At 59.9% G+C, this 12,336-nt stretch carries 8 protein-coding genes; 2 read left to right on the plus strand and 6 right to left on the minus strand.

The genetic code is table 11. The features are described from left to right. Positions 1-125: 125 nt before the first annotated feature. Entirely contained in the window at positions 126-1,055 is a 930-nt protein-coding gene (locus tag KA712_13125; protein MCG5053899.1) for a glycosyltransferase, read from the plus strand. 106 nt (positions 1,056-1,161) lie between these two features. Here KA712_13125 and KA712_13130 read toward each other — a convergent pair whose 3' ends face one another. The 6 genes from KA712_13130 to KA712_13155 all read right to left on the minus strand — a co-directional run bounded on the left by KA712_13130 (position 1,162) and on the right by KA712_13155 (position 10,001). Continuing rightward, positions 1,162-2,475: a hypothetical protein gene (locus KA712_13130; protein ID MCG5053900.1), complete on the minus strand. Its 1,314-nt coding sequence runs from the start codon at positions 2,473-2,475 to the stop codon at positions 1,162-1,164. A gap of 13 nt (positions 2,476-2,488) precedes the next feature. Beyond that, positions 2,489-3,136 carry a class I SAM-dependent methyltransferase gene (locus tag KA712_13135; protein MCG5053901.1) on the minus strand — a complete coding sequence of 216 codons (648 nt, stop codon included), beginning with the start codon at positions 3,134-3,136 and terminating at the stop codon, positions 2,489-2,491. Beyond that, positions 3,111-3,992, minus strand: coding sequence for a class I SAM-dependent methyltransferase (locus tag KA712_13140; GenBank protein MCG5053902.1), 882 nt, complete (start codon positions 3,990-3,992; stop codon positions 3,111-3,113). The genes KA712_13135 and KA712_13140 overlap by 26 nt, the downstream gene beginning before the upstream one ends. A 108-nt stretch (positions 3,993-4,100) precedes the next feature. Then, positions 4,101-5,789 (minus strand): hypothetical protein, encoded by a 1,689-nt coding sequence (locus tag KA712_13145; GenBank protein MCG5053903.1) that lies wholly within the window; start codon positions 5,787-5,789, stop codon positions 4,101-4,103. Between the two features lie 41 nt (positions 5,790-5,830). After that, positions 5,831-6,577 carry a hypothetical protein gene (locus tag KA712_13150; GenBank protein MCG5053904.1) on the minus strand — a complete coding sequence of 249 codons (747 nt, stop codon included), beginning with the start codon at positions 6,575-6,577 and terminating at the stop codon, positions 5,831-5,833. Between the two features lie 2,950 nt (positions 6,578-9,527). Then, the gene (locus tag KA712_13155; GenBank protein MCG5053905.1) at positions 9,528-10,001 is read right to left on the minus strand and encodes a hypothetical protein; all 474 of its coding nucleotides are present in this window, start codon (positions 9,999-10,001) and stop codon (positions 9,528-9,530) included. Between the two features lie 237 nt (positions 10,002-10,238). Here KA712_13155 and KA712_13160 point away from each other — a divergent pair, with 237 nt between their 5' ends. Further along, positions 10,239-10,376: a hypothetical protein gene (locus KA712_13160; protein ID MCG5053906.1), complete on the plus strand. Its 138-nt coding sequence runs from the start codon at positions 10,239-10,241 to the stop codon at positions 10,374-10,376. The last annotated feature ends 1,960 nt before the right edge of the window (positions 10,377-12,336 follow it).

The raw sequence follows: 12,336 nt of genomic DNA on the forward strand, positions 1-12,336 counted from the left end.
CGGCAAGCAACCGGCAAGCGGCGGCTTCGGGTAGGGAGCGGCATGAGTGGCGGCAGCGCCCAGACACTGCGCGTCATCCACTCAAACCAAAGCATCCACCTCATGTAATTCTCCCGTAAGATGTCGTGCAGGAGAACATGTCCATCACCCATGAGCCTCGTACGGCAGCAGGGCAGGAGCCCATCGGCTGCCTCGCCGCCGTGGTTGTGGTCTACAACCAGGAATTCTCGAAGAGCTGCGCCCATCGCAGCATCAGCGCCATGGCACAAGCCCATCCTGGCAAACTCAAGCACGTCTTTGTCTACGACAACAGTCGGTCGCGCTGTTCCCCGCCGGAGGAATCCCTGCCGTCGCTGGGGATCTCGATTCACGAGCGGCACGACCCACAAAATGGTGGGCTAGTTCCGGCGTACAACTGGGCCTCGCAACGGGCGACCGAGCTTGGTTGCGACTGGATCCTGCTAATTGACCAAGATGCGACTTTGCCCCCGGACTACTTGAAGGTCTTCTCAAGCAGTGCAGGTACATTCCACCAGGACGTCGTCGCTGCGATACCGCACGTAAGGGCTGGTGGAAAACGAATCGCACCGCAGGGGACCCTGGCGGGGCTAACCCTGCCTTGGCCCCTGCCGAAGGATGCTGTTGGACCGCAAGCGACCGAGGTCGTCGGAATCAACTCGGGGACATTCGTAAGGCTCACCTACCTCGCGATGCGTGGCGGGTGGGACAGTCGATACAGCTTGGACGCAGTCGATTTTTGGTTCTTCGCTGAAGTCTACGCAAACAGAAAGCTCGTGGCCATACTACCGTGTGAAATCGCACACGCGTTGAGCGTTGCTGACCTCTCAACGATCTCTTTACGACGGTACGAGAGCGTCGTTCGAGCCGAGAGGGAGTTCTACCTTCACATGAGGCCACGAAGGACCCAATTTCTGGCGTCCCAAATGATGTTCGCTAGGGCGGCCAAGAACCTGCTTACAGGGCGGCTCAGCCTCGCGCGAATCGGAGCTCGAGAGGCGGCATTGATGTTCTCGAGAGGGTTACGACGCAGGTAGGAGCAACGACGCACCACCGTCCCATGCCTTCGTCACAATGAGATTCGACTAGGGGAAGTCTTGGAGATTCGAGGTGAGCCGACTCACGCCTCAGCGAACCAGCCCATCAGGGGAAGACGGTCAACCTCATGGGCGGATAAGAGGCGGGTTGCAGAGGGATCGGGCCGAGCACCTCAGCCTGATTTAGATCCCCCTTACGGTGCTTTTGGCGCAGCTTCTCTATCCGCCCCGCAGTGGTGGGCCAATCGAGGTCGGGCCTTGCCGGAACGTTCGACCAGTGAATCAAGGCGTGGAAGCACAGGAGAGCAACGGCAAGCCTCGCCTCTAATGCTCGCAGGCGCAGAAGTGCTGGCAACCAAACCAAGGCCGCTGTTGCGCCAGGCAGGAACGAATACCGAAGGTCCCAAAGGACGTAGCCGGTCCCGCGCTGAAGCAGTGGCGCGTTGTAGGCGCGTGTCAATGCAACCGCACCGAACATCAAGGACACCGACAAAGCCAGCGTCAATAGGAGGCTTTTCTCGACGGAGAGCCACTCTGTGCCCCTCAGCACCGGCGCAGCGACGAGAGCGGCCACGCAACTCGCAGACCAAAATGCAAGAGGGCCGCTCTGAAAGAGCGGCAAGGCGCCCTGTTCTCCCAGGAAAGGTGCCAAAAAGAAGCGAAGCGAAAAATTGCCGAAGATGATCTCAGGCAAACTTCCCAGCTTCGTGAAGTCGCTCGAGGCTTCCATCGACTTCGTGTGACTCATGGTATTGAGCAGAATGCTCAGGCCCAAAACCGCCCCGAGGGCGAAGTAGGTCGGTCTGCGGGTCACCAACAGCAGGACAAGAAGCAATGGCCCCATCACAAACGCGCTTCCTGTGGACAAGAACAGCCCAATCAGCGCGATTACGCGGAGCACGTTGGGTTGCCAAGGCTTCTCCAAGAGCAAAAGGACTCCCAACCAAGTAAGGGTTGCCTGGAGGTTCGCCAAGTTAAGGAACACTTCAGCTGTCCCAGGGCCGATGGCGATCACCAAAGCGACGAAGAGGCGTGCTTTTCGTGAGGGGAGGAGCCAAGAGAATCCATCACGCACGAAGTACGCTATACAAAACGCATTTACCGCCATAGCAGTCGCCGCGTAGGCGTACGGCAACGCGACAATGGGAAGCAACAGACCGCTTAGCCAAGCAATCAACCGCGATAGGAAGAGTTGGTACCCTGTGACGGGTGTCCACAAGCTTGTATAACCAAGGTCCCACCATCCTTGAAAGAAGCAGCTTCCATCCTCCGCCCAGAATTCTGCTCGAAACAAAGCCGTGGGATTTCGGAAGGCGATTAGTGCCGAAATCAGCGCCACACAGGCCCACAACGGGGGCGAGCACGCGACCAAGCGCTGCCGAAGCAGGGAGAGAGCATTGGTTTCGTTCTGCTGCGGCATATTCGTATTTCGGTTACTTTTCGCCCTCCACAACCAGGGCTAGCCGTAAGGACACCGGCTTGACTTCAACGCTCTGGAATCCGGCCCGCTGCATACAATCCCTTAGTCGCCTGTGCGAAAAGCGCGTAGGGTGAATGCCTTTGCGCGTAAACCCCGAGAAGCGCGCAACGGCTTCCAGGAAAGTAGATTCGACGATTGGCAGCCACGGCTCGCCATAGTTTGGTGTACTCAACCAAATGGCTCCCCCTGGCCTCAGTATCGAAAAGAGTTGCTCAAGGTAGGCGTCGGGCTCGAGGATGTGCTCGATCACCTCCTTCGCGTAGATGGCATCGAAGGTTCCGAGGGCTCGAAGGTCATCGGAAGGCGTGACGGCCTTCGTCACCGCGATCCGGGGATCTTGCCTCGAAGCAAGGGCTTCGGTCGCTCGTGAATCGATGTCAATCGCAGTGACACGGATGTTCTCAGGCAGGTACTCCAGCTCCTGCATCAATCCACAGCCGATGACGAGGACCTCGAGAGTACCTTGACATCGCTCGCGGCGTCTCCGAATGAACGACTCCAGGCTCCTCTCGAGCGGCTCGTGATACAGGCTCCACGGGAAGCTCCTCACACGGCCGTGATTGCTGAAGTAGTCTCTACTCCGCGACATCGTCTTTCTCACAAACGAGGACAAACTCGTAAACGTCGGGATCGTCCGCAGGCACGAGCGGGGAGGCCAAGCCCCATGCCAAAAGCTTTTGCAGCGGCGCGAAAAGCGCCTCGGGGACATCTCGAAGGAGCCGGTTCGGATAGACTCCGGTGGCAACCTTCGCCAGGAAACCCAGGAACGCTTGAGGCAGGAACAATCTAAAGAGGAACTCGGATCGCGAGTTCCCGAGACCGTACAGGGTCTTTAGTTTCCACCCATTCCGCTGAAGAGTTCCAGCCCAAACCTCCGGCGAGTAAAGATGCCAGTGTTGGAAAAATCCATTCGCCATCCCCGATGCCATCATGGCGAGTCGAGGCGATAAGCCCATCAGCGCTTTCTGGATTCGTCCGTGAAACGCCCATTCGGGGGCCGGAACGAAGAGCACGAGTCGAGCCCCATTGGCGGCACTCTCGTAAAGATTGTGCAGAGCGGCGTCGATGTTCCGCACGTGTTCGAGCGAGCAGTTGCCAATGAGGTCCTGAAACTTGACTCCGGGAAACGGAACCTGCTTCGAGATGTCACAGACCTCAGCGTGTATGTGCTGCTTGGCCTGCTCAACCTCACTTTCCGCAATGTCAACGCCGTAGACTTCTGGGCGGTGCCTGCCCGGCAACGTCCACCAAAAACCGTCGCCGCAGCCCACGTCGAGCACCGGAGACCTCAGCTTTGGCTGCTCGGCGTCCAACATCTCCATCGCGAGGAGGCGGTTCAGCTCCCGGATCGCGAGGGCGAAAGGAGCATGACGCACGTAGGCGGCGGTCCGTCCCAAGAACGCCGCCGAGCTTTCGGCGGAAAGGGCGGGCATCTGCGCTGGCGGGTACTTGGACAAGCTAACGATTCCTTCTCGAGGGCCGAGCAATCACGTTGCCGGCAGGGGTTTAGTGCCCTAAAGGCTCCGCATGTGTCAAGGGCTGGGTTTGAGGTCGAGGCTGGGCGTTCAGGCGCATGGCTTCACGGGGAGCAGCTTGAAGCCCCCGTGTTCCAGAAGCGGAGCGCCCCCACAATGGAACATGACGGGGTCCTTGGGCCCCGGGAGCTCAACGAGGTACCGAACGCCGTACCGCTTGAAGACATCGTCGAGCTCTGGAAACGCACCGCGTCTAGCCAGTGCGTTGATCTCGTCCCTAAGTCGTTGTCGCGCGGGTTGCACGTAATGATTGGCGTGATCCGGAGCCCCGAAGTGGAGAACACGAATTCCCGCCAGCGCCGTAAGTCGGCCAGGGTATTGAACGAATACGGTGTCACGTCCCGTGAGTCTTCGCACCTTTCGAGCCCAGGCCATGAGATGCGCGTCCTCCGGTTGGCTGTAGAAGCCAATCTCGGTTGGCATTCGCAGGGGAACTAGGACACACAAAGCGGCGCCGAGCAGCCAGCCTGTTGCTCGCATGACCCTTACCAAGGCTGGCTTGGTTTTTGGAACCAGACGAGTCTCCCACAGGGTCACCGCGAGACTCGCGACCGCCCAGGCCGAGAAGAGCTTCAAACATAGCAGAATCGCACGGCTCACCCCCAGGAACCCATGCGGAGGGGCCGGTATGAGTCTCCTGATGAGGCTGGCAACCCAGGGGTGGGCGGGATCGTGCATCGCAAACCCAAGGTGGGCGAAGAACATGCACACGAGATACGCCCAGAACAGGGGAAGCATAGCGACGGCGTTGAACTTCCAGGGTAACCGGGGGAGCGCCACGCAGAGAAGAACAGCAAGGGCGCCGGCCGCGAGCAGCGCCAAGTCGCTCCCTTGGGCGAACAAAGGCAGATCGAGGGCGGCACGAGCGTTGAGCCCGCCGCCGAACATTGGATCGAGCCAGACCCGCGCGGACGTGGCGCTCTTGATTTTCCCGTACCTAAGCAATTGCGGGAGAAGGAGCGGCGACATGGCAACCAGGCACCCGAGAAAAGCGACCACCGGTTTGAACACCAGATGGGGTACCGGACGCCTGCGCGCAAGCAGCGTGTCGAGGATCGGCAACGTCGTCCAGGTGAGCAGAACCACCAGTGATACGAAGAACGAGGCGCCGTTCCAAAGGCCGAGAACCCCCACGAGGGCTCCCAAGCAGAAAGGAACGCCAAACTTGCTGCGTGCTCTCGCATCCGTCGTTGAACGCACCCCACTCAAACCGATTGCCACGAGAGTGGCAAGCAGTCCAGCACGGGCCGTGTCGTTGGGATACAGGCCGTTTCCGGGGACGATCCATCCAAGTAGGACGCCCAATGGCACCGCAAACATGAGGCCGCGCAAGCTAGTGGTCAGGTACTGCGTGGCAAGGACAGCCAGGAGAAAGGCGCCAACGGCCAAGATTTCGAGCCGGAAGAAGGCGCCCGCACCCCGAGCGCCCGTAAGGTTGGAGATCCCTGCGGCCATCCAAGGGTTGAGCGGCGGGTACCAATGGGGCTCTCCCTCGAAATGAGGGTCGGCCAATAGATGCCCACGCCGGCTTTGGTGGAACTTGGGTAGATCCCGGAGCCATATGTCTCCACCACCCACGAAGAGAACTTGGCCCTGGGCTGCTGTCGCGGCCTCCAGAGCCCCGAGGCGGAGCCAGTTGGAGACCACGAGGATGGCAACCGAGAGAAGAAGAACTCCCGCCGCGAGCAACTTGGATGCGGGCAGGACTCGAATCGTCATCGAAGAGTGCCGACGAAGTGGCAGGAGAGCCCCCGGCGCGTTCAAGGGGAGTAAGGCCCCCCCGGAGCGGTGAAATCGATTTGATTTGTCTTGGTGTACGGCACCTTCTCTTTCAAGAGATTCTTCTTCACCCAGACTTTCGTATTTCCATCTGCATCCGTGTTCTCCAGGAAATAGAAGGTATCGCCGCGAACCATGTAGAAGTGTCGCGTGTGTCGATTGAAGTATCCCGCATCGGTTGGCCTCACGTCGCCATTCTCGAAGGGCGCATTTGTGCTCGCCCAGTAGGTTTGGGTGGTCGACGGGTAGTTCTCACCTTTGAACCAGGGTGCTGTCGCATCGTTTGGAATGATGTACGTCGTGGTTCCACGCCACAGAACGAGCGCTTCTCCGCCGTTGGCGTCGTTGACGATGTAGCAGGTGTCGAGGGGTGTTTTGACTTTCTCGAAAGGAGCATTCACCGCTGTCCAAATGTCCTTGCCTGCTTCCACTCCAGCTACATTGGGGAACTTGAAGGCGGTTTGGATGTCGACATAGTACCAGTCGCCGGCTTGTGAGTTTTCCACTACATAGGCGAGTTTCGTGGCGTCACCTAGGTAGTACTGAATGGGTCTTCCCGTTTGTTTCGGGATGGCGTAGTAAGCGCAATCGACTGGGAGGTAGTGGTTCGCCGTGCGCGGCGGGTAGGCGGTGCTCGTCCACTTCTCGGTGGCGAAGTTGTAGGAGTATATGGTGTCCTCCATCAGGACGACGAGAGGCCCACCGTCAGCGACGCCTTGTTGAAACATGCCCTTTATGCGCTTTAACTCGCACTTGTTGTTCGCACCGCATTTGTAGAAGGGCGCGGAACAATCGGCTGCGGTCGAACATGTCGTTTTGCACCCCTGAGTGGCGCATTTGTACGCACCGCAGTCGACGCCGGCCTGCGGCGCGCGGCAAGTACCAGTTCCGTCGCAACTTGTAGGGGCAACGTAGCTATTTCCAGAACATATGGCGGCCTGACATGGCGTTCCGTTTGCTGTGTACTGACAAGAACCAGCGCCACCGCACTTCCCTGTCAGTCCACAACCCGACTGTGCAGGGCAGCCTCCGGATGCTTTCGGGACTTGTCCTGACAGGATTGGACGACACAGACCGTCATCTTGACCGGTAGCGCTCTTGGCGCACGCCTCGCAGGCGCCAGAACATGCGCTCTCGCAGCAGAAGCCGGAGACGCAGGTGAGACCCGTTTGGCACTGAGAAGAGGAAGTGCACTGCTGCCCCCTCGACAGCTTCCCGCCGCAAGTCGCGTTCAGGCACTCCACGCCAGGCGCACAATTCGCGTTGGTCGTGCACTGATTCGTGCACTCGTTGCTCGCACCGCAAAGTCCTGGGGCACAGGCCTTCTCCTCAGCGGGCCTACAGGCCCCGGCTCCGTCGCAGGTTCGCGCGCGGACTTCCTTTGACTTATCGGAACTGCAAGCGGCCGCGGCACATACAACACCCACCGAGTGTTTAGCGCACTGGCCTGCTCCATCACAGACACCAGTTGTTCCACAGGTGCTGGGTGCCATGGTGGAGCAACGGGTATCCTTTTCTCCAGTTGCCATTGGCTGACATTCCCCAGTCGTCTTTCCTGTTCGAGAAGCCAAGCATGACGAACACGCTGACGAACATTTGTTGTTGCAACAAACGCCATCGCTCGAACAAACCAAGCCGGACGTACACTCGCTATCCTTCGTACAATCTCTTCCCTTTGGCTTCCTCGGATAACAGACGCCACCGTCGCAGTAAGCTGACGAGATGCAATCGCCATCCCCTTTGCAAGGACTGATGCATTTGTCCGACCCGCACTTGAAGTTGCCGCAAGCCGACTCTTGCACTTCAAGGCAGGTCCCAGAACCGTTGCAGACAAGAGCCGGACGAGCCTTTCCGTTCGTACACTGGGCTGCGGCGCACTGGGTGCCAGCCGGTTGAACGGCGCATTTGCGAGCGCCGTCGCACACGCCCGTCCTTCCGCACTTGTTTTGGGTTTCGGAGGCGCACTCGTTGTCCGGATCCTCGCCCTCTTTCACCGCGGCACACGTACCGTCAGGCATACCCGTCTTTGCCGCGACACAAGCCTCGCAGAGTCCGTTGCAGTCGCTACCGCAACAAACCTTGTCGACACATTTTCCGGTGGAGCATTCGTTACCGGTGGTGCAGGCGTCGCCGTTGGCGCGCTTGCCGCCGCAAAGCTTGTTCACACACTGGACCCCCGAGGCACAGTCGGCATCCGACTGGCACTCCCGGTTGCAGGCGCCGTTTGTACACGCGTATTCGTTGCATTTTTGGATGGGGGACTCGGAGCACTTACCCTGCCCGTCGCAGAACGCCGCAGGCCGGGCGCCCTCAGCCGTGCAAGCTGCGGCCGCACACTGCGTTTGTGGGTCCCATTTCCGACAAGACCCAGCACCATCGCAGAAGCCGTTACTGCCGCATTCCGACTTGTCAGAAGCCGCGCACTCGCTGTCCGGATCCTCACCATCGGCAACGTTGGCGCAATCACCGTCGGGCTTCTCAGTGCGGCTTTTGCTGCAAGCGCGGCACGTACCCGCACAGCTCGATTCGCAGCAAACTCCGTCGATGCAGAACTCCGTCGCACAGTGTTCGTTTTTCGAGCACGCCATCCCCTGCCCGAGCTTCACACCGGCTTCCACGACCACTTCACGAACGTCGGGCGAGGCGTCCTTGCCAGACATGTCTCCCCCGTCAGAGGGCTCAACAACCCCGGCGTCTTTCTTGTCATTGGAATCTGGTTCGCCACGACTCGCCGTGACCGACCAGTACAGGCAAGTTTCGGGCAGGTCTCGAGTGCCGTCGAAGAGGACTTCTCCCTCAGCACCCGTGACCTGTGCTCGGAAAGAGGTTCCAACCTCATACTCGTCCAACGTCACCTGAATCGTTCGGGGACGATCGCAGGAGAGGGATTGGTCGTAGGTGCGTTCCTTGCCGTCGGACGACCTCGTCAAGATAACCTTGACGTCTTCGTCGGAACTCACGTTCTGCCCGCAAGCCAGAGAGAGGAGAATCGAGCCCTCGTTGCAGGCCTCCGGCCCAGGCGCAAGGGTTTTCGTGGACGAACAGGCGCCTACCAAGGCCAAAGTGGTGGCAGCTAGAGCGAATCTCTTGGTTGGCATCAGAAGTTCTCCATCTGGTCAGGAACGACAGGACCGATTTCCGTTTCACCCCCGCTTTGTACTGGCTCAGCTTGAACGTGACGGCGGTTTGGGCTGGTTGCGGAGACCGACCAGCCCGCGAGAGCCAGTATCCGCGAGTCCTCGGCACCGTCAAGGGTTCGCCCGCAGACGGGCAGCTCCGCGCCCTTGACGACGCCTGCGGGCTCCGGCGGAGGGGCCAATAGGCGGCCTTGACGGCAGAATGGTCGCGGCACTGCCTTGAGCGTAGCCCTGCCCGCACGCCGCAAACGTCGCTGCCCACAAGCAGCTTCGAGCTTTCGATCTCGCTCGGCCCATATCTCACTCTGGCGGCCAGCGAGCAAGTCCTTGGGGGTGACATACCCGTGTGCACTGTGCAGGCGAACAAGCACGGTTGGGTGTGGGTCGGCGGGGATTCCAAGACGTCCGATGCGGGACCTTATCCCTCTAAGTCGGGAAGGCACAACATTGACCACTGAGCATCCGGCGCACCATTCGTTACGCCGCGGGCGGCTTGGTTAGAGGCACCAAGCGGAATCAAGGATCAAACCGCATTGCGGGGTCAGTTATTGGATTGCGAGATCGTGGCGCACAAGACGTATGAATAGCCCGAAACGCTATCGGTTCCAACGTGTTGCCATTCGCACTTCCAGCCCGTCGGAGGTGTCAAGTTATTGAACGTAAAGGGGGCATCTTGGGGATAGCTGGCGATGATAGTCATGTTCCCTATCGCCGTTTCGTCCAGGAAGTTACACCCTCCCCCGACCACAACCTGCCCAGTCGGACACGCGGCGAAGGCACTGAATTTGCCGGGACCGCTGGACAAAGAACCGACGGCACGATGCATCGTGACGCTCAACGGATGAACGTGTGTCTTGATGACATCGAAGTTACCCCGCAACCCCGAAGATGAGACAACCCCTTTGTCCTCAGGACTGTGAGGGAGCTTCATTTCTGCAGTCACGTACGATGACGCAGCAATCGTTCCGAGCAAAATACCTAGGTTCACAAACTTCTTTCTCGAGTTCTCTTTCATCGCTTTTCCCTCTGCGTCTATGATCGATCTACTGGCGAGCCAGGACCTCGGGCCTTCGCCTAGGGCCCGTAGACCGCGTTGTTGTCGTCGTAGTTCGACACATCATACTTCGCATAAACCTTGCACGCGTTGTTGTTTCCACACTGCCCAGGCCCGGTGCATGTCGTGCTTGCTGCGGAACAGGTGCCCAACTTCCCAGACACGTTGCACTTCGCCGCCTCTGTATAGCTCGACCCCGTGCACATCGGACCCGCGCAAGAGGCGGTGCTGCAGCAAACACCGTCCACCCTGAAGGTGCTGGAGCACTGGTCACCTGAGGCTGCGGTTTCGCCAAGGCCCTTCTTTGGCTTGCACTTGGCGTCCGTGTCGCAGTAGTGGTTGGCAGCGCAATCCGAAGCGGACTGGCACGAGGTCTTGCATACGCCAGAGGCGCACGTGTAGAGGCCGTTGCTGCAGGGCTGCGGCGCGGGCGTGGCACACGTGCCAGCTCCGTCGCACGTCGATATCGGAGTGACACTGGTACTCAAAGCGCATACCGCAGGTTTGCATTGCGTGCCCTGCGTGCCGACCGTGCAGCTCCCGTTGGCGTTGCATCGCCCGTTGGTTCCGCAGACGGACGTCGACGACACGTCCTTGCATTTGGCCGCCGGATCGGGCGTTCCCGCTGCAACCAAAGAACAGGTACCACGTGAACCCTGGAGGTTGCAGGCCTTGCATTGTGCACCTTCGCAGTTCTCGTTGCAGCAAACGCCCTGAGAGCAAAAGCCGCTCTGGCATTGGTTGGGGTTGGAACAGATGGAGCCGTTCGGCTTTGGCCCACACGAACCGGCGTTGCACGTGTTTGGAGCCTCGCAGTCGGAATCGTTGGCGCAGGTATCGCCACACTTCGTTCCGTTGCATTTATTGGGCGAGCAAATGAGCTGAGCGGGGGTTTTGCAATCACCCTTTCCGTCACAGGTAGATACCGGAGTGGCCTTTCCTGCGGAACACATTGCGGGCGCGCATTGCGTGCCTGAGGCGTAGTTTTGGCAGCCCCCATTACCGTCGCAGAGCCCGTTTTCGTCGCACGTATTCGCGTCTTTCTTTCGTTCGGTGCAGATCCCCCGGGGATCGGTGCGACCCGCTGGTACCTTGGAACATTTGCCGAGCGACTGCGATAGATTGCAGGCCTCACAGGCGCCGTCGCAGGCGCGGTCACAACAGACTTTGTCCGCAGAGCACACGTTCGAGCGGCACTCCGAGTTTTGGCTACAGCCCTGACCGGCCTCCTTGAGACCGCAGCTGCCGTTCACACAGGTGTTGGGCGCCACACAATCGGTATCCGAAGCACACGTGCCGGGACACAAACCACTCGCGCATTTGAAGAACCCACAGGGAACCTCGGAGCCCTGAATACAAGCGCCGGACCCGTTGCAGGTGGAGGCTGCGATGGCCGAGTTGCCCAGACAAAGTGGGGCTGCACACGGCGTCCCTGCGGAATACATGGCACAGGCGCCTTTGCCGTCACACACGCCGCTCTCCTTGCAGCTCATGGCGCCTCCGTCCTTGCAGAGCCCCTTGGGGTCGGGGCGTCCCGCGGACACCGGCACGCATTCGCCAGGCGAACCCACGCTGGAACACGTCACGCAGGACCCATCACAGGCCTGGCCACAGCAAACGTTGCCCACGCAGAAGTTGGATTCACATTCGGTGGGTGCTGTGCACGCCGCACCGGTCGGCTTCTTTCCACAGGAGCCGTCTTTACAAGTCTGCCCCGGTGCGCATTGGCTATCGCTGGTGCACTCGCCGAAGCACTGATTGGTGGCGCTGTCGCATGCGAAGGGCGTACAGATCGTGGCCCCACCTGCCACGCAAACACCGTCAGAGCATTTCTTGATCCCCGTCACGCTGGCAGAGGTCGGGCTGCAAGCACCCGCCGTGCACACCGTACCATCAGGATAGGATTGGCACTCCCCTACGCCGTCGCAGGTGCCGTCCAGGCCGCAGGTGCTCACGTCGGACTGCTTGCAGTCTTCGGCCCTCGGGGGGCGTTCGCCGGCTGGAACGGGGCTGCAGGTGCCCTGCTTGCCTGGAACGTTACAAGCCGTGCATTTGCCTGAACACTCGGTCGCGCAGCAGAATCCATCGATGCAGCGGTTGTTCTGGCACTCAGCGTTTTGCGTGCACGCATCGCCGGGCGCGAGGGTCCCTACCACGGCAGGTCTGGCGTCCGGCATTTCTGTCCCATCGGTAACCGAAGCGTCGTCGCCGGGCATCATGGTCCCGGGTCTTGCCAGATCCACAGACCAGAACAAACAACTTGCCGGCGCTTCGCGCTCGCCCGCAAAGAGCTGAA

It is taken from the genome of Myxococcales bacterium, from assembly GCA_022184915.1.
Classification (GTDB): Bacteria; Myxococcota_A; Polyangia; order Fen-1088; family Fen-1088; genus JAGTJU01.

Coding starts and splice junctions, on each gene's coding strand:
- KA712_13130 (MCG5053900.1), bottom strand. CDS start 2,475: ATGCCGCAGCAGAACGAAACCAATGCTCTCTCCCTGCTTCGGCAGCGC.
- KA712_13145 (MCG5053903.1), bottom strand. CDS start 5,789: ATGACGATTCGAGTCCTGCCCGCATCCAAGTTGCTCGCGGCGGGAGTT.
- KA712_13150 (MCG5053904.1), bottom strand. CDS start 6,577: ATGTTTCAACAAGGCGTCGCTGACGGTGGGCCTCTCGTCGTCCTGATG.
- KA712_13155 (MCG5053905.1), bottom strand. CDS start 10,001: ATGAAAGAGAACTCGAGAAAGAAGTTTGTGAACCTAGGTATTTTGCTC.